The following is a 23460-nucleotide window of genomic DNA, read 5'->3' as shown; positions in this document are numbered from 1 at the left end:
TAACCGGCTTACCACGTGCCGGTGTTTTCCATGCTGGCCCAGGGTTCTCTGGGTGGCAGTGCCTCGCCTTTTTGCAGAAGCTCGATAGAAATATTGTCCGGGGTACGGATAAAAGCCATGTGGCCGTCCCTTGGCGGGCGGTTAATAGTGACGCCATTGGCCTGTAGGTGCTCACACAGAGCGTAAATGTCGTCAACACGATAAGCCAGATGGCCAAAATTACGGCCACCGGTGTACTCCTCCGGATCCCAGTTGTACGTCAGCTCAACCATCGGTGCCCGATCTTCCCGAGCCCGGGTCTCGTCTCCGGGCGCCGCCAGGAACACCAGGGTGAAACGGCCCTTGTCGCTGCTTTTTCGGCTGATTTCAATCATTCCCAGAAGGTCGCAGAAGAAATGAAGGGTCTCATCCAGGTTACTTACCCGGATCATGGTATGGAGATAGTGCATAAAGCCTCCCTCGGGACAGGATTAATCACGAATTCATCATCTTACCCTGGGCACAGTTTACGGTATTCTGGCTGTATGGATGCAAAAACAGCAAACAACCAAATCCCGGAGCTGAAAACCCCGGCCATCCGGCACCTCGCGTGGTTGTGCCGGGCGCCGCAGCTGCTGCACTCATCGCTGACATTTGAGCCAGCCCGCTATCTCCCGGTGGACGCGGACAAAACGCTCCGGCTATGGGATCAAAACCCTGAGACCGCGCCGGCGCTGCTTAAAGAAGCTCCCCAGAAACGATTGGGCTTTTATTTCGAGCGGCTTTACCGGGTATTGCTGCAGGATCTTCTGGGCTGGGACATTCTTCTGCAGAACCAGCAGATCCAGTCTAACGGACGAACCATCGGTGAACTGGATTTCGTGGTGCACAATGGCTCCGAGGATCGGATTGAGCACCACGAGATTGCCATCAAGTTTTACCTGGGCGTTAATCAGCCGGCCGGGCCGACCTTATGGTACGGCCCGAATGCCAAAGACCGTCTGGATCTGAAAACCGCCGGCATGCTTCATAAACAGAGTCAGCGAACCCACCTGCCCGAGGCTCGCACGTTGCTGGCAAACGCCGGAATCACCGGGCCGGTTACGCCCCGGATTTTCATGCCGGGTTACCTGTTTTACCCCCCTGCCCAGGAAGCTGTCGCGCCAGAGTATGTTCCAATCGATCATCTCCGTGGTCAGTGGTGCTATCTCTCGCAGGTGCGACCCTCCGACGTTCCGGGCTGGGCGCTATTGAACAAGCCTCACTGGATTGGCTCCTGGAGACAGACCGAGCCACCCACTGCGCAGGCAGTGATGGCGGCGCTGAACATGATCCAGCATTACGGTGTCCCTCTTCTTTTCGCGAAGCTCGAGCAAGACAGCGCTACGGGACTCTGGCAGGAAACCCAACGGCTATTTGTAGTGCCAAACAGTTGGCCCTGACAGCTCATCAGGCATCAATAAGATCGCTCGCCCATCCAGGCAGTGTTTCCACAAAGGAGCGCCACTGCCCGTCCTGCCAGACCGCAATTCGAACATAGGGGTGGTCCAGACTGGAGTTGTCGACGAGGTGGAGTTCATCAACCAACCCGATGCATTGGCGAAGATTGGCCAGGGTTCTCGGAATCCTGGCCTCTATCTTGGCTTCAGGGACGTTATGGCCGCCGGCCTTCACCCGGGAAACAACCCGCGCTTTGTTCAACGACGCCAGTTCAAGATGGAAATAAAACAACCTGATGCGAAACCCGGCGGCCTTGGCGGCGCCAACGAAGTCGACTTTTGAGGGATGGGAAAACACGGTTTCAAAGCAGAAACTCTGGCGCTCTTCGAGCAGCCGAAAGCGTTCCCGCTCAGCAATCAAAGCAGCTTCGTAGCTGTGTTTTTCGGGCGCATCCGGCCAGACGCTGCGGGCAATGTTATCGGCATTTACCAGGGGAATCTTCCGGGGGGCCAGGAAACGCTCGTAGAAGGTGGTTTTGCCCGCGCCGTTACCGCCAACCAGCAGCCAGAGTTCAGGCTGCGTTGTCACGGTCACTCAATGCCTCAAAACGCCCGTTGCGAAACTGGCCGACTTCCCTGGTACCATCCGGATCGACGGCCTCCAGGTACCCCGGCTTATCGGCAGACGCCTGATACACCGTGCGCCCCCGGCCAATAGAACGGCCCAGATCACCACTTCCCCGGGCCTGATCCACCTCAGCCCAGAGATCATCACTGGAAACAGACTCCGCCACCACCGGCTCAACTTTCACCTGGCGAATGCCCTGGAGAATGGCAATCAGATCCTCGGCACTCACCTCGCTGGCAACCGCACGCCCTATCTCGGCCCAATACTCAATCTGCTTGGGCGTCGAGCGCCTGTGAACCGCGCCCTCAGCAGCGGCGTGGCGGACCAGAGTATCGTCGAGACGGACAGCGGTTGTCATGGTGACCTCCTGAGTAGGGCTAAGTGTTAGCAACAGGTTACCACAGGTGTTGCAATATGCAACAAGCGAGATTTGGCCTCTCGGTAGGCATTAAATTGGCCAGGCACCAGCAGGCCGCAGCTTCCGATATTCCTCCATCGAGATCTTGCCCAATTGAGGCGTCAGCTTGCAGGTTCGGCTTGCCCACGGGTATGAATTCTGGCGCTGATGCACCTTCGTCCAGCCCTCTCCCTCCTTCCAGGATTCCAGATCCAGATCCCGCCAGTACCTCGGGTTCCTCACGGTTTTTCTGTCATGCTCAGCGGTTATCGGGTCCAGATGACGGAAAGGTTCCAGGCGTGGCGTGTCGGGCAGAGGCTGGGAGACATCCATGTAGCGCTGCAACATATCCCACAATGCCAAGACTTCAGACTTTTCCGACTCGATGGTGCTGAAGCCGGTTTTGTTGAACGTTTTCTGGGTGTAGCGGTGCACCAGCATCAGGCGGTAGAACACCCCGCTTTGCTGAATTACCCGCTCAATGTAGGCGTCAAATTCCACGAACGGGGCTTCAAAGAAGCGACCGCGACCAAGCGCAATGCGGACCTGACCCGTGAGGCGGTTGAATTCGCTGCATCCATCTTCAAGCGTCGCATCCAGCTTTTTGTTGATGTTTTTTTCGAACGGCTTAAGGAGGAATCCGACGCCGGTGCTCATAATCCAGTTTGTGGTTATCGGCGTGACCCAGATCGCGAACCCATACCACCCAATCGTTAGGACAATAGAGCACAATCCAATAACTAATGCCGGGAGCTCCTTCAAGACATCTACTTCGGCAATCATCCAAACCATAACTGCCGGACCAGCCAACCACAGGGAAAGCACCCAGATCAGTGGAATAATCAGCAACAGGAACTTTAGCCCCATCTTCCCGTTCAAAAATCGAATCCGCTGATGATCCCACCACCAGTCCTTGGAATTAAATTCCGGATCGGTCTGTTCATGGTCCTGAAGAGCTTCTGCATCCTGAATGGCGGACAAATAAGGGATCACCTCCGCGTAGGAACCGACCGGTTGCAACTCCTCGCCAAAACGGATGCGATCTTCCGGCGCTCTGGGGAGCGGGCCGAGCGCGGCCGCACGAAAGGCTCTTTCTGAGTACACTGTTACGTTTGATTGTGCACTCATGCGCTTACCTCAGTAAAATACCAGTATGGCGATTTGGGCTGGCTGTAGGGATTCAAAACACGCTTTTCCTTAATCGGTGGCTGGCTGTGCCGAGCCAAGTCAAAAGGTTCAAACTCCTCAAACACGGGTGTTGGAAAGACCAACGGACCCAACTCTGTATCCAAAGTAGCCTGAATGCCAACCCGAACCCGTGTAGTGACAGATTCCTGATAGTACAGACTTTGATAGTCGCTCTCAGTGATCTCACGCCGAACCAGAAACCGGACAGCAGATTGATCAGGAAGTGACTGCCGAGCGGTCACTTTTGTCAATTGAGTAGCCTTTAGCATTTGAGTACTGGTTACAGGCACCGATAGCCCAAGACTGGGAGCCTGACTGGTAGAGGAGATGTAAGCAACTTCCTGCACCACCAGACGAAATGGGGCTTCAGGTAGCTTCTCCCCGCTATTTCTGTGAAGACGCAAGCGACTGACCAATGGCGTCTGTATCGTAATAACATAATCGTTTGGTCGGGGTGCGAAGCTCGGGTGGGCCAGAGCCGGTTCAGGCTCCACATCTGAATACCGTTGCGCTGTTACGTGTATCGGTGACAGCAATGAGAGGAGCTGACTGTAATATGATTCGTCGTCCCGACCCGGTAGCGAATTGTCCGGATAATACCCCCAAGGCCCTCTCTTTAGGAGCTGCTCAAAGTCATCATCAGCCGCCAGTCCGGCGTAAAGGCTGCCGCCAACAGCCAGCCCCAAGCCAAATATGGCCCAGCCCCAGCCCGGAATGGCGAGTAACGAATTCATTAGTGGGGACGCCAGAACAAAAATACTTCCCGCCACAGCTATCGCATGACCATTTGCGGCGTCAAAGTCTTTATTTGCCAAGCTGATTCGCATTTCCCAGTAACTTAAGCCCGCACCGGCAGAGCCAGCTAGAAATGTCGCCAACCCGGTTACTCGAACCAGTGTCGAAACCTTTAACATGGTCAGGCGCTTGCCAATGAGCGGCCAGTTCTTAATGTCGAATAGTGGTCGAGTTGCGACCCTGTATATCCTTGAGGTTTCTCCGCCTAAATTGGCTACGTGACATCCCATGACTTCGCTGAGCTTTAGAGAGGCAGCAACCAAATCAGTAGTTGCGCCAACGATTTTCGCAGAGGAGAGCGCGAAAGCTGAAGAATCATGGCGAGATACCCGATTCAAGGTATGCAACTCCACGAACAAGTTAAACGCCGCCAAAGCCACCAACCCGCGAGACACTGCCGGCCCGTCAACAACATCGTTTGCGCGCTTCGCCAAGTCGACCTTTACAAGGCTCAGCTTACGTACTTCCGGATGATCGCTCGGCGCATAAAACACACTCGTATCACCAGCTATCTTGTTAATTGCTTCGTCAATAGTTCCTGCCACTCGAGAGGGGCTGCTGGACGCAACCAGTTTTCCAGAATCATCGAACAAGTCGGCATACAGATAGTCTTTGGCGCGTGTAAGTACCCCTTTCGAGCGATCAAAATCCGTCAAGCCGCGAACAAGCCCATTACCTGAGACGCCGACAATGGAGCCGCTGGTAACAGCTCCCGCTCTGGTCATAATATCAATTCGCTGCAGGGTCCGATCTACACGAACAAAATTGTTGTAAGCAGCTCCCATAATTCTCTGAATATCAACCTGCTGAATGGAATCGTCCTCGATGAGGCGCTTGCACACCGTAAGTATCGAAGAGCTCCACTCGTTAAGTGAGCTGGATACCATCCCGCTCACTTTGCCGGCGTTGGCCACACCTTTCACGCCTGACTCTACGCCACCGTTCTGTTCATCCAGCTGTTTTTCCAGATAAACCAGAGATTGCAGGTTCAGTCGCTTCAACAGCGCGTCATCGATCTCAGTTTTGTCATCAACCAGTGCCTCAATGCGATCAAGAACCGCGTCTTGGTCACTTCTGTTGCCTGTGTCATCGGGTGCCCAATCCATCAAAAAGGAACCGTCAACGATCCAGCGTCGGAGATCGCTCAGAATATCGGCTCTGTCTGCCACCCCTTGCGCCCGAAGAACGCCGGGTATCTGCTGTAGAAGAATTAGAGCGTCTGCAATCAGCAGGTAACCCTCGCATATCGCCACGTCGTTACACGTTCGATAGTCCTCAAGCACCGAGTCAAGAGTCCGGTTACCCAACATAGGCCTGAGAACAGCAAGGTTTCTGTCAATGACCGCAATGGCGTGGTCTTTTTCACTGGTTTTTAACACTTCATCCAATTTCGACCGGTCTATGGCACTCGAGTACTTTGAAAAGGGATTGCTTTCGCCGGGGCGTGGATCGAAAACAGCTTGCCTGATCAGCATGGCCGAATGTGCCAGGGGATTGTTCTGCACGGACATTTCCACAGCATCCAGGTAATGAAGCGCAAGATGCAGTTGTGTCATCGCGTGCCTGATCACAAACAAGGGGTCTGGAAGGGACACACAGGTCACGCCTTGCCGGGATCGGAGGTGGGCCAAGTGGTCGTTTCCGGGATCGCAAGTCAGATCGAAAGGAGTTTCGAGAAGATTGCCGAGTTTCGTACACAACTCGTGATCCCCCGGTTTTTTGAAGCCGACAACGAAATCACTGGGATTTTCCAGCATCAGCTCGAGGCCCAGATCACGCTCCCGTAGTTCCACCACATCCTCTATCCGCGAGGCCGGAAAGCCGGATGAAAAAGTCAATAAATCAGAAGCTTTCAAAGCCCAGGCGTGCCCGATGGCCGTTGTCCTCAAATTGCGGGCTGATTCATTTTCTTCAAGATATTCAAGGTATGACCAATCCCACTGCACCTCACTGTAGGCCATCCTGAAGTCATTCATCACCGCCCGCCCCTGAAGAAAAACAGGTATGAGCAGATCATCGATCCATTGGCCCACCGATGGGCGAACAATGTGAAGGCCGGATTTTGGATCTGCAATATCCGTGCGGACCGCCTCCAGATCCACATCGCTAAACTGGGAGTGTTCGTTTATTTCCAGTTCACGCCAGAGTCGATTATTTCGAAAAATGTAAAGAAAACCGGGGCGTAAAAGTGCGACGCCTCTCCCCTGGTTAATCCTGATTCCACCGCTTTTGACGGGCAGGTTACTTGCGATTTCGGCAAGCGGCTTGACTCGAAGCAACGTATTTTCCTGATAATCCTCCCGCTCGATATTGGATCTCGCCCGTTCAAGCAAAGGTACCCGGAGCTTGCCACCTTCTCTTGTGGGTATCACCAGCATGAGATCTCTGGGGTCAGTATCATCGTACTCCGCCCGTCTCAGGATTGACCGTTCGCGGGACTCATCGGAAAAATCCAGGGTATCTGTCATGCGTCTTGCTCCTTAACAATCCCTTTTACAGCTTCCACTGAATCCCGCTCCAGATGCCCGCCAATCACATCAATGATCAGTTTCCGGTCAGAGCCAGGTAACTGATTCAAATCCACTTGGTCAGGAGAAGCCGTTTTCCGCTGGCCAACCATGGCCAGCTCGTTAGCTTGAGGTATTGTCGCCCCGTTGGGTTGTAGATGATTGGGCAGCGCCGGATCAGCGACGCTTTGCCCACCTCCACTCCCGGGCCCGCCACCCGAATTAATCTTGATCCCAGGCCCACTCAACGTAACGCCACTCGGGTCCAGTTTGATAAAGCTGCCACCGGCAGAGATCGTAATCTCGGCCCCTGCATCCAGGACAACTTTGGCGCCCGCTTTGTGGTGCACTTGGGTGCCTGCTTCGGACGCGATGGTGCGGGCGGACTTCTGGTGAAAGGTGCCACCAATGCTCTGGCTGCAATCGCCACCGATGGATTCCCGCTTGTCACCACCTACCGTGCAGTGGTCATCGCCCTTGATCTGGCTGAATCGATTGTTCTCGACGGTGAGGTGGCTGTCGTTCTTGATGACCTCGGTGCGGTTGTGTTCGGTGCGCAGGTCCAGATCCTTCTGGGCGTGCAGGTAGATTTGTTCCTGATCCGCCTCGTCCTCAAACCGCAGTTCGTTACTGCCCTCGCCCTTGTGGGTTTTCGTTTTCAGGGTGGTGCGGGTTTTGTGCTCGGGCAGCCCATAGGGTGGCGTGTTGGTCACGTGATGGGTTCGGCCGGTGATGATCGGCTGGTCCGGGTCACCGTCCAGGAAGGAGACAATCACTTCGTGGCCGATCCTCGGTAGCGCCATAAAACCATACTGGCCGCCGGCCCAACCCTGGCTGACTCTCAGCCAGGCGCTGCTGTGTTCGTTATTTTTCGAGTAGCGATCCCACGGGAACCGGACTTTTACCCGCCCATGTTCATCGCAGTGAATCTCCTCGCCTTCCTGGCCGGTGACAATCGCGATTTGTGGGCCGTCCATCAGGGGGCGGTGTGGCGTCTGCGGGCACCAGGTCAGATCTGCAGGTATGGCCTTGAACTGGTTGTGGTACGTGGTGGGTTCGCTGCCGCCTTCCTCTTCCAGAGCCTGGGGCTGCGTTCCGGTGTGGATGATAGACGTTAGCAGCCACTCCCGATTGAGATTGTCACTATCGTGCTCGGTCAGTTCCACTTTCGCGCCGGGGCTGAAATCCGGGCGGTTGCTCTCGCCGGAGGCGGTGCTGGCGTCATTGCGAAGGGATTGCAGTCTGGCTTCGGTAAAAGGCTGGCCACTGGCGTCGGCCTTGAAGCGGCCGGGGTAGTCGTAGTGCTGGTAGTCTTCCCGGTGCTTCAGATCGCCAGAAGCATGCTCATGCATCAGGGCATAGGCGGGATTTCTGAAGGTGTAATCCTTCATTGCCACAGAGGCCACCCGCACCCGTTCTTCATACCGGAACCGATACACCGCCGGGCGCTGGGTGCTGCCGCCTGCTTTGGCGTTGTATGCTGCCGGCTCCAGTTTCGGAGCATCGCCATGATGGTCGGCGATTATAAGCGCCGACTGGGTGTCCCCGTCCACGCTCCCCTGTTCATAGCGGTAATGCCAACCCTCTTCAGCCGCGAGGCGTTCGAGAAAGGCCAGGTCGCTTTCCCGGTGCTGAACACAGTATTCCCGTTGCTCCGGCGTGCGCTTCAGATCGAAGATCGAATCGATAATGCCGCGCTCTTCCAGGAGAGTGCGCACAATGGTGTCGGTGCCCTGGGTTTGGAAAATCCGGCTGTTGTGCATCAGTCCAAGACGCCAGAGCGGCGGCTGGATAATCAGTTCATAGCGGGTACGCCGGTGGCCGGCATCGCCTCGGACGAATTCGTTGACCACCCCGGTAAACCGCCGAAGAGGCATGCTGTCCTGCCAGATAACGAGATCTACTGGTTGCTCCAGAATCTCTGCAGCCTGAATGGAGGGGTCGGTGCTGGCCAGCTCAAGGTGACCCTGAAACACCTCGGACAGGCGCTCGGTCAGTTTAAAGCCAACCACTGAAAATAAATCTGAGGGGAGTCCGCCAACACGGGCGGTAAACTGCAATCCACTTGCCTGGGGCATATCTTCATTCCTTGAAGAGCAATCGGTTTTTAAGCTCGTCCTGAGCAGGCCTCCGATTATAGCCATCAAGCCGTAGAATGAAACCCCGGGGCCAGTCTTGTGTCGGCATGATGAGAGGTTGACCGGAAATCCATTCTGCTGCACCCTAATCTGGTTTCATTATGCAACCGGAGAGAACAAGTGAGCGAATACAAGAACCGAGCCGTCGTGCTCAAACAACGCCCACAGGGCGAAATCCAACAAGGCGATCTCGTTTTGGAAGAGCGTCCTGTCCGTTCCCCTAACGAGGGAGAAGTTGTTGCTCAAGTGCTCTGGCTTTCACTGGACCCCTACATGCGTCCACGCATGAACGATGCCAAGGGTTACATGGACCCCATTGGCATCGATGAGCCTATCGTCGGCGAGAGTGTTGCACGTGTTGTTGAGTCCCGCTCGGACGACCTGAAAGTCGGCGACCTGGTTACCTGCTACTCCGGCTGGCAGGAATACGTCACCTTCCCGGCGGACGCGCCGATGGTCTACAAAATTCAGCAACGAGACAATGTGCCCCTGCAAACCTACCTTGGCGTTGCAGGCATGCCAGGGCGCACCGGTTATTGCGGCCTTATGTACGTCGGCAAACCAAAAGCCGGCGAAACCGTGGTTGTCTCGGCAGCCTCCGGCCCTGTCGGCACTGTGGTTGGCCAAACCGCAAAAACAGAGGGTTGCCGGGTGGTTGGCGTTGCCGGTGGGCCTGAGAAGTGCGATTTCGTGGTCAATGAGCTGGGCTTCGACGCCTGCGTCGACTACAAGGCGGGGAACCTGGAAGCGGATCTCAAAGCGGCCTGCCCCGAAGGCATCGACATCTACTTTGAAAACGTAGGTGGCGCCGTTACGCGCGCAGTTGCCCCATTGTTGAATGAGGGGGCCCGGGTGCCCATCTGCGGTTTTGTCTCTGCCTACAATGCAAAAGATATGGCCAGCGTGGAAACTCCCTTCCACGTGCTCGGGGCACTTGATCCGGCGCCGGAGCATCGTTTTTTCCTCGTGACCGAATGGCAGGACCAGCATCAGGAAATCACGGACATCCTGGCCTCAAGGGTTGCTTCCGGAGAACTTAAATACCGCGAAACCGTTGCCGAAGGGCTGGACAACGCCGTTGATGCCTTTAAAGGCATGCTCAAAGGCCAGAACTTCGGCAAACAGCTGGTTCACATTGCAGACTGACTGCAATACCTGAGACGCGTGTGGTCTGTGTAAATCAATCCGAGATTTTCAGGAGCACCTTGCCGGTGTTCCTGTTCTCGGCCACATAGGCCATCGCCTCTTCCACCTCTTCTATCGGCCAGGTGCTATCGATCAGAGGTTCAATCTGGCCGGCTGCGAGCAGTGGCCAGACGTGCCGGTAGAGCGCCTGCATCACCTCGCCCTTATCCTCGACCGTGCGTGAACGGAGGGTGGAACCGATCAGGCGCTGGCGTTTGATCAGCATGATGCCCAGATCCACTTCGGCCATACGGCCACCCATGAGTCCGATGAGCACAATGCGGCCATCGACGTTCAGAACCCGCTGATCTTCGGCAATATAATTGCCACCGACCGGATCCAGAACCATATCCACGCCACCCCACGCTGTAACAGCATCAACGAAGGAGCCTTCGTTCCGGTTCCAGACGCCACTGGCTCCCAGATTGCGACAAACCTCCAGTTTGGCCTTATCACCGGCGGTCGCAAAGACCGGATTGCCAAAGGCCGTTGCGAGCTGAATCACCGCAGTGCCAAGGCCGCTGGCACCCGCATGCAGGAGCACACGCTCTCCCGGTTTCAAGGCTGCTTCGTGATACAGATTCAACCAGGCGGTCGCAAAAACCTCGGGAATGGCCGCAGCTGTCTCCAGCGACACCCCTTTGGGAACGGGCAAAACCTGCACCGCGGGTACCACCACACGAGTCGCATAACCGCCGCCGGTCAGCAGGGCGCAGACTTCATCACCGGATTTGAGGTGGGTAACGCCGGATCCGACCGAAGCGATGCGACCACTGACCTCCAGCCCGAGAATATCGGATGCTCCCGGAGGCGGGGGATAGACGCCAGCGCGCTGCATGAGATCCGCACGATTGATGGCTGTCCAGACAACCTCGATTTCCACGTGGTCTGCGGGCGGTTCACCCGGTCCTTCCCAGGGCTCCCAGCTTAGATTGCCCCCGGTTACCTTGATTGCTTTGATCATGTATGACGTCTCGGCCTTGCTCATATGGGCACAGGATACCCCAAGTTTTCCGAGCATTGCACAAATGGCGCAAAGACAGGATCAGCCGGTAACTTCCAGGTTGGACAGCCACACACTCTGATAAGGTTTCAGGGTGATCGAGCCAGACAGATCATCAATAGTCATACCGGAAATCAGATCCAGCCAATGATCGGTGCCGATGAGATTGATGTCGCTCAGCGCTACCTGCTGTACCTCGTTACTGATGTTGTGAATGCAGAAGATGGACTGGTCCCGGCGCATACTCTGGCGCCAGAAACCAAACAGCTGCAGGCCAAGATGCAGGGTGAACTGGGTGGCGTTCGGGTGAAACGCTGGCTGTTTACGCCGGATGGCAATCAGCCGTTTCAGCTCCTGGAACGCCTTGCTGTGGTGGCTCAGGGGATCTGCGAGCTTCTGCTCCAGAGTACCCAGTTGCCACTGGCTGCGGTTAATGGATCGAAGCCGGCCGGTGTGCTCCACCCGCTCCAGATCGTTCTCAGTCGCCAGCAGACTGTGAATGTAGAAGGCCGGAATCCCCTCCAGCGCCAGCATTACGGTGTGGGCGCAGACGAAGCGCTGCAACTGCCAGTGATCCCGGCCCGACTCCGCCGTGCCTTGCAGCGCATCGTACAGGGCGATGTTGATTTCGTAGGGCTGGTCGCGGCCATCCGGCGTGCGCCGGTACGAGACCTTGCCGCCGAACGAGTCCATGGTGTTGATCAGTCGCTGCTTCTCTTCCTCCGTCAGCAGACCATCCGTTGGCCGCATACCCACACCATCGTGGGACGCAATAAAATTCAGATAGGTGGTGCCCATCTGCGCGGGCGGCATGCTCATCAGCCAGGTTTTCAGGTGCTTGCAGTCACCGGTAACCAGGGTATTGATCAGCAGGGGCGGCAGGGAAAAGTTATAGATTACATGGGCTTCGTTGGCGTTGCCGAAATAGGTGAGATTTTCACGGTTGGGTACGTTGGTCTCGGTAATCACCACCGCATCCGGGCTGTGGTGCTCGATCAACAGGCGCAGGATCTTGATCAGCTCATGGGTTTGCTGCAGATGGATGCAGGGCGTACCCGGTTCCTTCCAGAGGAAGGCGACGGCATCGAGCCGGAAAATGATAATGCCACGCTCCAGGTAGCGCCGGATGATAGCAGCAAACTCGATGAGCACCTTCGGGTTGGCAAAATTCAGGTCAACCTGATCCTCACTGAACGTACACCAGACATATCGCTCGCCATCGTCGGTCTGGACCGGGTTAAGGAGCGGTGAGGTACGGGGCCGCACAACGGCACTCAGATCATCCCTTGGATTGCCCTCGAAGAAATAATCCTTGCCCGGGTCTACCCGTTTGCGGAAATTCTCGAACCAGCGGCTGCGGGCCGACATATGGTTGATCACCAGGTCCGCCATCAGCTTGTAATCCCGGGCGATGCCCTCGATATCCTCCCAGTTTCCGTGGGACTCGTTGACGGCCAGATAATCCATGACCGAGAAACCGTCGTCGGAGCTGTAGGGGAAAAACGGCAGGATGTGCACCGAAGAAATTGAATCTGACAGGCAATCCGCGAGGAACCGATGCAATGTCTGCAGTGGTTTTTCTTCCGCCCGCTGAACCGTGTCGGCATAGGTAATCAGCACCACATCGGATTCATCCCAGTTATTCTGGTGCGCAGGCGGCGGGGCCTGGTTGGGCTCCAGACCCATAGTGGTCAGCAACTGTTCGGCCAGAAAGTCACAGTCCAGCTCTGGATAGACGACATCCAGCATGGAAACCAGCTTCGCTTTCAGAGCCTGGGTCATGGCCGGAATTCCTCATTATCCAACTCCACGGCCTCCAGCAACTGCTCCTTGATGTCGGGAATCGCGCTTGTGACCCGGTTCCAGCTGGGAATAAAAGGTGTGTCCATCGGGTTATCGAGGAAATAGGCGCCCGCCCGCATCACGTTCTGGGCGAACAGCTCCACCGCCTTCTCTTCCTTGTGTCGATCAAACGTCAGGCCGTTGATAATGGCGTCGTTCTGATAGGTCTCCACAAAATCCAGTGCAATACGGAAGTACGTGGCCTTGATAGTCCGGAATTTCTCATTGGAGAAAATCTCACCGTTTGTCGCCAATTTTCGGAACAGAGCCTTGGCGATATCCATGCTCATTTTGGACAGGCCCTTGCTGGCATCTTCCGGTGAGAGCTCCTGATGCTTGTGATCATAGATATCGGCAATATCCACCTGGCACAGGCGGTTGGTGGCGTAGTTGCGCTTCATCTCCGAGAGCACACCGATCTCCAGTCCCCAATCGCTGGGAATACGCAGGTCATTGATCACATCCGTGCGAAACGAAAATTCCCCGGCCAGTGGGTACCGGTAACTGTCCAGGTAATCCAGGAAATCGTTAGGGCCGCAGACCTTCTTCAGGGATCGGATCAACGGTGTTACCAACAGGCGACTGACCCTTCCGTTCATTTTTCCGTCCGCTACACGGGCGTAGTAGCCTTTGCAGAACATGTAGTTGAAGCCGGGGTTAGCCACAGGGTAGATCAGCCGGGCCACAAGATCCCGGGAATACGTAAGGATGTCGCAGTCGTGCAAGGCAACGGATTTGCTGACACCCGAGGCCAGCACATAGCCAAAGCAATACCAGACGTTTCGCCCTTTACCCATTTCCGTTGGTGCCAGGTTCTGCTCCCGAAGCTTCAGGTCAATGTTCCTGAGTCGAGGCCCGTCGTTCCAGAGCACCTTGAAGTTCTGTGGCAGCTCGGAGAAGTACTCCAGGGCGTGGCGGTATTGTTCCTCGTTGGCTCGGTCCAGGCCAATGACCACCTGGTCCAGATAAGGCACCTTGCCCAGCTCATGCACGATATTTTTCAGGGCCGGCCCTTCCAGCTCCGAGTACAGGGAGGGCAACACCAGGGACATGGGCCGGGTCTTGCGAAAACTCATCAGCTCCGCTTCGAGTTCCTCTACCGGACGCCGAACCAGGTTATGAAGGGTTGTGATAATGCCATTCTGGTAAAAGTCGCCCATGGAGGCTCTCCTTTTTTATACCCGCACTCGAACGGGTCAGTACCCGTACTCAAACAGGAGATTGAGCACGCACTCATTCCAGCCTTCGGGGCCGGGCTTGAGGGAGCGAATGGCGTGTTTTGCCGAAGGCAACTGAACCTCTTCGCTTTTTATGCCCCGGATCACCACCGGTATATCCGCCGATTCAAGCATCTGCTGATCGTTGGGGCTATCACCCAGGGCAATGGCCAACACTGGCCCATCGCCATACTGCTCCCGGTATTGCTCTTTGTATTTGTTTAGCAAGAACCGGGCCCCATCGGCTTTATCAAATATACCCATGGCATGGAGAAAACGTCCGCCCGCTACCAGGCGGAGATCCTCGGCACTCAGAGCCGCTTCAAACTCCGCCAGCTCCTGCTCCGAGCCCTGCCAGATCAATGGTTCGGTTCCCAGCCGCTCTTTGGCCCGCCCGGCCGCTGCCGGATCCAGGCCGGTCTGCGCTGCCAGTTCATCGGTAGACATGTCGGCAAAGCCCCTGAATCGCGCGCCCTTCTTCCGTTGCGTGCCCAGCACCTCAAGGACGCGTTCCCGGGTTGCACCAAAATTCACCACTTCTTCTTCCGCATTGCCCAGGGCGTGGGGCGGAATAACCACGGCTGCACCGTTTTCGACAATAAACGGATCGTTGTTTCCAAGTTCTTCCCTCAAAGCCCGGATCTCCGGCATGGTTTTGCTGGAGTTAAGCACCAGGGGAATATTGGCTGCCTTCAGCCTTTCCAGGGCGGGCCCCGCCGCGTGCCAGCGGTAGTCGTCGTGGTCCAGCAGGGTGCCGTCCAGATCCGAGAAGAGAATCAAATGGGGTCTGGCCATGGCCGGTCTCCGTTAGGCTTCGCGAAACTGCGGAAGGCCAAGGGAATGGTCCTCGGCCACGTTGATCAGAACATCAGCCCGCCCAGGCATTTCTGCGAGGCAGGCACGAGTAACCCGTTCATAGTGCATCACGAAGCGGCCGACTTCTTCGTCGGTCATAATGCGCAACTCCTGTGCACCATCATGGGGCCCGCCACTTTTTGGTGCATTACGGATTTTATTTGCCAGCTTTTGCTCCTGAAGCCGACGCCACTCAAGAACACACGCCATGGAGGGAGCCTTCAACATGATCAGAAAATCGATTTCGTCAAAAAACTTCCGATATTCCCCTTTCAACTGATCATTAACATAGCTGCGCCAGACGCCGTCCGGGTCCTCGTTCTCCTCCAGAGGATTCATCGGCTGGGCAAGCGCACTGTCTTGCTCCGGTCGCGCATCAAGGCACCACCCCTCAAGAAGAATGACCTCCGCCCTTCCCCCGAAGACAGGCCACTGATCCCGGGGAACCCGGTCGTCCCGCGACTTGTCGAATGCAGGAATCGGGGTGGCATCTTCAGGCGCTGCACTGCGCAAGCGGTTCAAGACCTGTTGCCCGAGCGCAACGTCGTGTGTTCCCGGCACGCCACGGGTTATAAACAACGGGTGCACCCGTTCGGCGAGGTCCTGGCGCTCACCCCTGGTAAGGTAAATATCATCCAGGGAAAAATTGGCCGCAGACCGGTTGCGGTGGCGCAGCAGAATTTCCCGTAAAAAGAGTGTCAACGTAGACTTACCCGTACCCTGGGCTCCGTGAATACCAACCACAATGGGTTGCTTTTCCGTATCATGGAGCGCACAGATTCGGTCTGCGAGCGGCAGAATGGTCTTTTCTACCGTTTCGGCGTAGGCATCGGGCAGGCCCTCCTGTTGAATCAGGGCACTGACGGTTTGTTCGAGCGAGCGATCAGACACGTTGGATTTCCGGTTTAATAGATTATTTAAGAGAGACGGCAGCAGAATTCATACCAATGGGAGTATAGGCGTTTTATGAGTGGCAACGATTTTCGAATAGAGCATCGCTACCTGGAGCTCCCGGACAGCTTTTATACCCGGGTTCAGCCCTCACCACTGAAAAACGCAAAGATGGTGTGTTTCAACCACAAGCTCGCCGAGCAGATGGGCTTTCGCGCCGATTCCGAATCGGACTGGACCGGCGTGGGCGCAGGCTCTGAATTACTGGAGGGCATGGACCCGGTGGCCATGAAATACACGGGCCATCAGTTCGGCGCCTACAATCCCGACCTGGGCGACGGCCGTGGACTGCTACTGTGGGAAACCGTTGGCCCCGATGGACGACGCTGGGACTGGCACCTCAAAGGCGCCGGTATGACTCCCTACTCCCGCTTCGGGGATGGCCGCGCCGTGCTTCGCTCCACCATTCGCGAATACCTGTGCAGTGAAGCCATGCACGGACTGGGTATCCCTACCACCCGGGCACTGTTCATGGTGAGCGCCAAAGACCCGGTGCGCAGGGAATCCATCGAGACGGCGGCTGCACTGGTGCGCGTGGCTCAAAGCCATATTCGCTTCGGACACTTCGAGTTCGCCGCGCACCACGAAGGGCCTGAAAGCGTAAAGACTCTGCTTGAGCATGTGATCTCGCTGCACTTCCCTCACCTGATCAACCTGCCAAATGACGATCGATACGCCCGCTGGTTCGAGGAAGTGGTGGAACGCACCGCAAGAACGATTGCGGACTGGCAGGCAGTCGGCTTCTGCCATGGCGTGATGAACAGCGACAACATGTCCATCATCGGCGACACCTTTGATTATGGCCCTTTCGCATTCCTTGATGATTTCGATGCCGGCTATATAAGCAACCATACCGACCAGGGCGGGCGCTACGCCTACAACCGTCAACCACAAGTCGGGTTCGAGAATTGCCGCTACCTGGCCACAGCCCTGCTCCCGGTAATGGAGGAGGACGACGTGCGCCGGGGGCTTCGCCGCTATGAAGTGGCCTACAACGAGCGCTTCCTCCAGAACATGCGAGACAAGCTTGGCCTGATCATCGAGGATGAAGCGGACCTGAGCCTGATCATGGATACCTTCAGCATGATGCACGAGCACCATGTCGACTACACGGCCTTCTTCCGGGCGCTCTCGAATCTGCACAGCCATGGCCATGGGCCGGTGCGGGATCTGTTTGTAGATCGAAGTGTGGCAGACCAGTGGCTGGAGCGTTATGAGGAGAGACTCCTGAACGAAAGCCGCGCTCATGATGAGCGGGAATACGCCATGCGCCGCGTAAATCCGAAGTATGTGCTGAGGAACTACCTGGCCCAGCAGGTCATCCAGGAAGCTCGAAACGGGGATTACGAGCCGATGAAAGCACTATTGAAAGTTCTCGAGCGCCCCTATGACGAGCAACCGGAAAGTGAGGCTTATGCTGCATTGCCGCCGGATTGGGGCAAGCACCTGAATATCAGCTGTTCAAGTTGAGGTAGCTGCGCCAGCCAACGAAAAAGGGCCGGACGATATACTCGTCCGGCCCTTTTGTTTTTTCGGCAACCTACCGAGATCAGACCGCCTTGGCAGCAATGATCTTCTCGTGCCACTCCGCAGGGCCTGTCTGGTGCACAGACGAGCCGCGCGAATCAACGGCGACTGTGACCGGCATGTCTTCGACCTCGAACTCGTAAATGGCTTCCATTCCCAGTTCCGGGAAGGCAACCACTTCCGCATTCTTGATGGCCTTGGAGACCAGGTAAGCGGACCCGCCCACGGCCATCAGGTAGACCGCACCGAATTCCTTGATGGCGTCGATGGCCACCTGACCGCGCTCTGCTTTACCGATCATGCCGGTAAGGCCGGTCTTCTCGAGCATGGTGTGGGTAAACTTGTCCATTCGGGTCGCAGTCGTCGGGCCTGCAGGACCAACGACCTCTTCGCGCACCGGATCAACAGGGCCCACGTAATAAATGAAGCGACCCTTCAGATCGACTGGCAGTTCCTCGCCTTTCTCGATCATGTCGACCATCTTCTTGTGGGCAGCATCCCGGCCAGTCAGCATCTTGCCGGAGAGCAGGACGGTTTCGCCCGGCTGCCAGTCCTTTACGTCTTCCGGGGTCACCGTATCGAGGTTCACGCGACGCACGTTGTCGCCCACTTCCCAGGTGATTTCCGGCCAGTCTTCCAGGCGCGGCGGCGTCTGCAAGGAAGGTCCGGTGCCATCCAGAGTGAAATGCGCGTGGCGAGTCGCAGCACAGTTCGGGATGATGGCCACCGGCTTATTGGCAGCGTGCGTCGGGTAATCCTTGACCTTAACGTCCAGAACGGTGGTCAGGCCACCCAGCCCCTGGGCACCGATACCGAGATCATTCACCTTGTCGAACAGCTCAAGACGCAGTTCCTCGGCTCTGTTCGACGCACCGCGCGCTTTCAGGTCGTGGATATCGATCGGATCCAGCAGGGATTCCTTGGCCATTTCCATCGCCTTTTCGGCGGTACCGCCAATACCAATACCCAGCATGCCAGGCGGGCACCAGCCAGCCCCCATCTGCGGGACCATTTTAAGAACCCAATCGACAACCGAATCGGACGGATTCAGCATCGCGAACTTGGACTTGGCCTCTGAACCACCACCTTTGGCAGCCACGTGCACTTCAACCGTATCGCCCGGAACCATCTTGTAGTGGATGATAGCCGGCGTGTTATCACCGGTGTTCTTACGCTTGCCGTCCGGGTCATCCAGAATAGAAGCGCGCAGCACGTTGTCCGGATGGGTGTAGGCGCGACGCACCCCTTCGTTGATCACATCATCCAGGGGTAGCTCGCAGTCCCACTGAACGTTCATACCAATGTTGACGAATACCGTCACAATACCAGTGTCCTGACACAAGGGCCGATGACCTTCCGCACACATGCGCGAGTTGATCAGGATCTGGGCCATGGCGTCCTTCGCCGCCTGGGACTCTTCCTTTTGGTAAGCCTCATACACACCATCAATGAAATCTTTCGGATGGTAGTAGGAAATGAACTGCAGCGCGTCCGCTACGCTTTCAATCAGATCGTCCTGGCGGATTACGGTGGTCATAGGCGCCTCATCAGCTTGATATCGTTATGTCGTGTCATCAAAAATCGGGAGGCGAGAGTTTACCAGAAAATCGGTTTGGCGAGTGATTCGACAGATGGCGAAGCAAGGATTAAAACCCGTGAACAACGCCACCAGAAAAAGGTATCATCCTAACCAAACTAGAATAACACCGCAGGAGGCACCGTGACTGACCTTGTCCTCACCGAAATCAAAGCCCGGATTCTCATCGTTCGACTGAACCGGCCAGAGCGCAAGAACGCCCTCACCCACGCCATGTACACCGCCATGGGCGATGCTCTGGAACAAGCCAGGGATGATACCAAAATCCGGTGCGTACTCTTTACCGGCAGCAGCGAGTGTTTCACCGCAGGCAACGACCTGGGCGAGTTTGCCGCCGGCTTGCCCGGTGATTTCGAACAAACGCCCGTAGGTCGCTTTCTTTTGTTACTGGCCAGTGCAACCAAACCTGTGGTGGCGTCGGTTAATGGCGCGGCAGTCGGCATTGGGACCACCATGTTGCTGCACTGCGATCTCGTGTTCGCCGGCAACAACACAGCATTCCAGATGCCCTTTGCCAGCCTCGGCCTGTGCCCCGAAGGCGGCTCCAGCCTGCTACTTCCCTCCTGGATTGGCCGGGTGCGCACCGCGGAGCTGCTGATGCTTGGTGGTGCCTTCTCCGCGGAAGAAGCTCTTCGGCTTGGCCTGATCAACCGGGTTTGCGAACCTGAGCAGACCGAAGCCAATGCCTTTGAAGCCTGCCAGCGGCTCACTGAAAAAGCCCCGGCGGCGATTCGAGCCACCAAAGCGCTTCTTAACAAGCCAACCATGGAAGCACTTCGGGAAACCATGCTGGAAGAGGGACAGCTGTTTGCAGAGCGTCTGAAATCCCCGGAAGCCGCCGAAGCCTTCCGGGCCTTCATGGAAAAACGCGCACCGGATTTCTCGCGCTTCGAGTAAACCTCGACTGCGCCTCAATTTCCCTGTTGCCGGACCTCGACAAACCGTTATCCGGCAACTATTTTTCTCAAAGGCCGAACTCCAACTGTGCGGGGAGGATTCAATCCAGAAGAATCACACTTTTGGCTGATCAACACTTGCCATACTGTCGCTATAGTCAGAGATACAGAAATTGGCTTACAGCGCTGGCTACAATTTCAGACAACAGTTTAAGCAGAACAGGCCACTGACAACGGGCTTACCGGATCAGACCGGCCCCGTCAGCTGCCGAACATAACGACACAACAACAGGAAAAGGTTCCACCCATGTTCAAGAAAACTCTAATAAGTCTTGCCGTGGCGTCTTCCGTTGGACTTACAGGCTGCTTTGATAGCGGCGAGACGGGGGCGAATGCCAATCCGGAATATTTAATTGAAGATACGACGATTGATAAGTCAATCGTTCGCCCAATTTACGACCCGAACCCCATCGCCGCAGAGCCAAAGTTCCCAATCAACTCTGACCTAATCCTGTTGCTGGGTGCCACCCAGAGCGCTAACTATGACTTTACAGGTCTCTCTGGCGGCACTTCTCCGGCCGATGATGCGGTCAACGATCTTTCCGGCTTTTCTACCTCCGGCGCATTCACCTTGAAATTTGATGGTGAATTGAATCCTGCGACCGTGATGGCGAATGCAACGGTTTTCTTGCTTCCCCTCAACGTCGGACCTGCTATCGAATCTGCACCGGAAGCTCTGCCTAACACCAATCCATCGAGCATCGTCGCCACTAACCCTTTCGGACAAGGATTGGATCTGGAGCAGCCCAACTTCCGCGCTGACGTCGTAAGCGTGGATGGCGGGGCAAATAATGCCGTTCGCGTTGTACCGCTTGAACCACTGACTGAAGGCCAGAAGTACCTCGTTGTCGTCACCGATGATGTTCTTGGTGCAAATGGAAAACCGATTGAGCGTTCCGTTCAGGATGTCGCGCTGGCGGATGGTGTTCTGGGCAATCCTGCACTGGCAAACGTGAAAACTCTGCTGCAAACTTCTGATCAGTTGGCCAACGGGTTCCTGGCAACTCTTCCTGTCGAAGACACGCCAAAATCGGCCCTGGCCTACACCTTCACGACCAACTCCGACATGGACGTGCTGCGCGCCATGATGGCACCGGCAGCTTATGGCACAGCTCTCGGTCAGAAGATTGGTTTTACAGCCCAGCTCAAAGCTGTTCGGGATAATTTCCCCGACCTGAATTTCTCTGAGCTAACAGCAAAGCTCACCGATATTCTGGAGAAAGTAGCTCTTCTGTCGGCAGAACCGCCGCAACTTGACCCATCGACCTTGACAGCCCAGGAACTGGCAGCCATCACAGCGCTTTCCAATGTGCAGGAAGCTTTGACTGCAGATCCAGAGACCGTTCTGCGCACCGCCATCGGAGCTGAAGTTGGCGATACGATTCATCTGCCTGTACCACGTCCGTCGTTCTTCTATCCGAAGTCCGAGGCAGGGGACCTGACCACCATTCAAGGACTGGCTCTTCAAGACCCAACGAACGCTATTGTGCAGGCAGCTGCTCAGGTTCAGGTTCATCAAGGCGCAATAACCTTACCTTACTTCCAGCGTCTTCCGGGTGAAACCGGAACTGGTATTGTCACAGGCAGCTGGACCGGCAATGAAAGAATGGAAGCAGGTCTGAATGAGAACCTCGCTCCTGGCGAAACAATTTTCTCGTTCCTTCGTGATATAGACGGAACGCTCAACGTGAATGGTTATTTCCCGTTCCCACAGAAAAACGCAGACACTACGGTTCCGGTTGTCATATTTAATCCGTCAACCGATTCCAGGCCCCAAGCCTGTGTTGATGCCACCAAGCCAAACGGCGTAACCATCTTTCAGCACGGCATTACCGTCGATCGCAGTGTGGCGATGCTCCCTGCAATACTTCTTGCGCAAAGTTCCTGTCAGGCGGTGGTCGCAATTGATCAGCCTCTGCACGGCCTAGCCGGCGCAGAACCCGGAGCAGTTCCTGGGCCGGGGACAGTGCCGGGGCTCTCAGCGCTGGACGAGACCACTCTGACAGCAGCAGTGAATCAATTGCTGCAGGCGCCAGGAGTTGCTGGCAGCCCGTTGGAGGCCCAACTCAATGCACTCATCAACGCCGACTACATTGGTGAACGCCACTTCGGTTACACGGCCAACGAGTCGCTACAGCCGGTGGCCACTGATCTGGCCAACATTTCCTCCGGCAGCCTGTTCATCAATCCGCTGAATATGATGAACAGCCGCGACAACCTTCGCCAAGGCGTTGTGGATCTGCTGAACGTAGCAGCGTCAATCCAGACCATGGACATCGATGGAAATCCCGGAACCCAGGGAGATCTCGCCGGAGTTCCGGTCAACTTCATTGGGCACTCGCTAGGCGGCATTTCTGGGACGGTCTTTGCCTCTCTGGCAAACGACGCGACTCTGAACTTTGTGCTTAACAGCACCTACGATCAGGCCGGAGCTCCGCTTGATAACTTCACGTTCCCGACCCTTGGCTCTGTGGTTTTACACAACACGGGTGGTCAAGTCACCCGCCTGATCGAAAACTCTCCGAGCATCTCCGGTCGGGTTCTTGGTGGACTGGCAAACGCTGGTGTAACCCAGGGCAGCTCTGATTTTGAGAGCTTCTTCTATGTCTTCCAGTCCATCTCTGATGCAGGTGATCCGGTGAACTTTGCCAAGGGGCTTGGCGCCTCTACAAGCAACCTGCTGATCACGGAAGTGGTGGGCGACAGCACCGTACCAAACGAAGCCAACGTCAATCCACTTAGCCCGGCATTCTCCGCACCACTAGCTGGCACAGAGCCTCTGATGGCACTGTTGGATCTGGGCATAGGTGGTACCAACCTTGCAGATGATGCCGACCTTAACCTGCTTCAGGGTGAAGACCTCTCAGGCTCTGCCGCTACACCGGTCGCTGTATTCTTTGATGGCAGTGACCCATGCTCTACCGCAAATCACGGTACTTTTGTAGCGCCTCAAGCGCCAAATGATGCTTGCCCGGGTGGGTTTGCCGTTACCAGTGATGCATTTACAGTAATGGTCACTCAAACAGCTCAAGCGCTGAGCGGTGGTAACGTCCCAGCGTCCCCCAATAACATCGATGCACTGGGAACCAGTCCGACTCTGGCCAACGCACTCGATCAGGACGAACAGGCTGCTCCGTAAGGACTTGCTTCTGTCTACCAAGCCCCGGCATCGCCGGGGCTTTTTTTTAGGATGCCCAGCAGTGGTCAGGGACGAGCGATCAACATATCGAAGAGCCCCCACACCCCAGGACTTTTG

At 56.0% G+C, this 23460-nt stretch carries 17 protein-coding genes; 5 read left to right on the top strand and 12 right to left on the bottom strand.

From position 1 onward, the window contains the following. Positions 1-8: 8 nt before the first annotated feature. Complete coding sequence (locus BM035_RS10130; protein ID WP_092031615.1) at positions 9-449, bottom strand: VOC family protein; 441 nt, start codon at positions 447-449, stop codon at positions 9-11. A 75-nt stretch (positions 450-524) separates the two neighbouring features. Here BM035_RS10130 and BM035_RS10125 point away from each other — a divergent pair, with 75 nt between their 5' ends. Beyond that, the gene (locus tag BM035_RS10125; RefSeq protein WP_092031612.1) at positions 525-1421 is read left to right on the top strand and encodes a DUF1853 family protein; all 897 of its coding nucleotides are present in this window, start codon (positions 525-527) and stop codon (positions 1419-1421) included. 7 nt (positions 1422-1428) lie between these two features. Here the strand turns inward: BM035_RS10125 and BM035_RS10120 are convergent, their stop codons facing one another. The 5 genes from BM035_RS10120 to BM035_RS10100 form a co-directional block, all read right to left on the bottom strand. After that, entirely contained in the window at positions 1429-2007 is a 579-nt protein-coding gene (locus tag BM035_RS10120) for an AAA family ATPase (RefSeq protein ID WP_254775458.1), read from the bottom strand. Continuing rightward, complete coding sequence (locus BM035_RS10115; protein ID WP_092031607.1) at positions 1991-2404, bottom strand: TA system antitoxin ParD family protein; 414 nt, start codon at positions 2402-2404, stop codon at positions 1991-1993. The genes BM035_RS10120 and BM035_RS10115 overlap by 17 nt, the downstream gene beginning before the upstream one ends. 90 nt (positions 2405-2494) lie before the next feature. After that, positions 2495-3571, bottom strand: a complete 1077-nt coding sequence (locus BM035_RS10110) for a hypothetical protein (RefSeq protein WP_092031605.1) — start codon at positions 3569-3571, stop codon at positions 2495-2497. Further along, on the bottom strand, positions 3568-6894 hold the full coding sequence (locus tag BM035_RS10105; protein WP_092031602.1) for a hypothetical protein: 3327 nt from the start codon (positions 6892-6894) through the stop codon (positions 3568-3570). Before BM035_RS10105 ends, BM035_RS10110 begins: the two co-directional genes overlap by 4 nt. Continuing rightward, positions 6891-9011 (bottom strand): type VI secretion system Vgr family protein, encoded by a 2121-nt coding sequence (locus BM035_RS10100; protein WP_254775457.1) that lies wholly within the window; start codon positions 9009-9011, stop codon positions 6891-6893. Before BM035_RS10100 ends, BM035_RS10105 begins: the two co-directional genes overlap by 4 nt. Positions 9012-9191: 180 nt before the next feature. Between BM035_RS10100 and BM035_RS10095 the strand changes: the two genes are divergently transcribed. Beyond that, positions 9192-10217 carry an NADP-dependent oxidoreductase gene (locus BM035_RS10095; protein WP_092031600.1) on the top strand — a complete coding sequence of 342 codons (1026 nt, stop codon included), beginning with the start codon at positions 9192-9194 and terminating at the stop codon, positions 10215-10217. Between the two features lie 34 nt (positions 10218-10251). Here BM035_RS10095 and BM035_RS10090 read toward each other — a convergent pair whose 3' ends face one another. The 5 genes from BM035_RS10090 to BM035_RS10070 all read right to left on the bottom strand — a co-directional run bounded on the left by BM035_RS10090 (position 10252) and on the right by BM035_RS10070 (position 16064). Continuing rightward, a complete protein-coding gene (locus tag BM035_RS10090) occupies positions 10252-11217 on the bottom strand; it encodes an NAD(P)H-quinone oxidoreductase (protein WP_404935313.1) in 966 nt (321 codons plus the stop codon). A gap of 84 nt (positions 11218-11301) precedes the next feature. Next, positions 11302-13041, bottom strand: coding sequence for a sugar phosphorylase (locus BM035_RS10085; protein ID WP_092031597.1), 1740 nt, complete (start codon positions 13039-13041; stop codon positions 11302-11304). After that, entirely contained in the window at positions 13038-14261 is a 1224-nt protein-coding gene (locus tag BM035_RS10080; RefSeq protein WP_092031595.1) for a glycosyl transferase, read from the bottom strand. Before BM035_RS10080 ends, BM035_RS10085 begins: the two co-directional genes overlap by 4 nt. Positions 14262-14297: 36 nt before the next feature. Further along, positions 14298-15113 carry an HAD-IIB family hydrolase gene (locus tag BM035_RS10075; protein ID WP_092031592.1) on the bottom strand — a complete coding sequence of 272 codons (816 nt, stop codon included), beginning with the start codon at positions 15111-15113 and terminating at the stop codon, positions 14298-14300. A 12-nt stretch (positions 15114-15125) separates the two neighbouring features. Continuing rightward, positions 15126-16064 carry a hypothetical protein gene (locus BM035_RS10070; protein WP_092031590.1) on the bottom strand — a complete coding sequence of 313 codons (939 nt, stop codon included), beginning with the start codon at positions 16062-16064 and terminating at the stop codon, positions 15126-15128. Between the two features lie 75 nt (positions 16065-16139). Between BM035_RS10070 and BM035_RS10065 the strand changes: the two genes are divergently transcribed. Further along, positions 16140-17594, top strand: a complete 1455-nt coding sequence (locus BM035_RS10065; RefSeq protein WP_092031588.1) for a protein adenylyltransferase SelO — start codon at positions 16140-16142, stop codon at positions 17592-17594. A gap of 79 nt (positions 17595-17673) precedes the next feature. Here the strand turns inward: BM035_RS10065 and BM035_RS10060 are convergent, their stop codons facing one another. Further along, positions 17674-19188, bottom strand: coding sequence for a fumarate hydratase (locus BM035_RS10060; protein WP_014576609.1), 1515 nt, complete (start codon positions 19186-19188; stop codon positions 17674-17676). 183 nt (positions 19189-19371) lie between these two features. On the opposite strand from BM035_RS10060, the gene BM035_RS10055 reads away from it, so the two are divergent. Then, a complete protein-coding gene (locus tag BM035_RS10055) occupies positions 19372-20145 on the top strand; it encodes an enoyl-CoA hydratase (RefSeq protein ID WP_092031585.1) in 774 nt (257 codons plus the stop codon). 306 nt (positions 20146-20451) lie between these two features. Continuing rightward, a complete protein-coding gene (locus BM035_RS10050; protein WP_092031582.1) occupies positions 20452-23343 on the top strand; it encodes an MECDP-synthase in 2892 nt (963 codons plus the stop codon). Positions 23344-23460 lie beyond the last annotated feature (117 nt).

The sequence above is a fragment of the Marinobacter sp. DSM 26671 genome, assembly GCF_900112835.1.
Lineage (GTDB): Bacteria > Pseudomonadota > Gammaproteobacteria > Pseudomonadales > Oleiphilaceae > Marinobacter > Marinobacter flavimaris.
The sequence above is the reverse complement of the archived record's forward strand: the minus strand, read 5'-3'. Positions and strand labels throughout refer to the sequence as shown.

What these genes read in the sequence shown, in the direction of transcription:
- BM035_RS10080 (WP_092031595.1), bottom strand. Translation starts at nt 14,261, where the DNA reads ATGGGCGACTTTTACCAGAATGGCATTATCACAACCCTTCATAACCTG.
- BM035_RS10115 (WP_092031607.1), bottom strand. Translation starts at nt 2,404, where the DNA reads ATGACAACCGCTGTCCGTCTCGACGATACTCTGGTCCGCCACGCCGCT.
- BM035_RS10060 (WP_014576609.1), bottom strand. Translation starts at nt 19,188, where the DNA reads ATGACCACCGTAATCCGCCAGGACGATCTGATTGAAAGCGTAGCGGAC.
- BM035_RS10075 (WP_092031592.1), bottom strand. Translation starts at nt 15,113, where the DNA reads ATGGCCAGACCCCATTTGATTCTCTTCTCGGATCTGGACGGCACCCTG.
- BM035_RS10125 (WP_092031612.1), top strand. Translation starts at nt 525, where the DNA reads ATGGATGCAAAAACAGCAAACAACCAAATCCCGGAGCTGAAAACCCCG.
- BM035_RS10105 (WP_092031602.1), bottom strand. Translation starts at nt 6,894, where the DNA reads ATGACAGATACCCTGGATTTTTCCGATGAGTCCCGCGAACGGTCAATC.
- BM035_RS10050 (WP_092031582.1), top strand. Translation starts at nt 20,452, where the DNA reads ATGTTCAAGAAAACTCTAATAAGTCTTGCCGTGGCGTCTTCCGTTGGA.
- BM035_RS10100 (WP_254775457.1), bottom strand. Translation starts at nt 9,011, where the DNA reads ATGCCCCAGGCAAGTGGATTGCAGTTTACCGCCCGTGTTGGCGGACTC.
- BM035_RS10085 (WP_092031597.1), bottom strand. Translation starts at nt 13,041, where the DNA reads ATGACCCAGGCTCTGAAAGCGAAGCTGGTTTCCATGCTGGATGTCGTC.
- BM035_RS10130 (WP_092031615.1), bottom strand. Translation starts at nt 449, where the DNA reads ATGCACTATCTCCATACCATGATCCGGGTAAGTAACCTGGATGAGACC.
- BM035_RS10065 (WP_092031588.1), top strand. Translation starts at nt 16,140, where the DNA reads ATGAGTGGCAACGATTTTCGAATAGAGCATCGCTACCTGGAGCTCCCG.
- BM035_RS10110 (WP_092031605.1), bottom strand. Translation starts at nt 3,571, where the DNA reads ATGAGTGCACAATCAAACGTAACAGTGTACTCAGAAAGAGCCTTTCGT.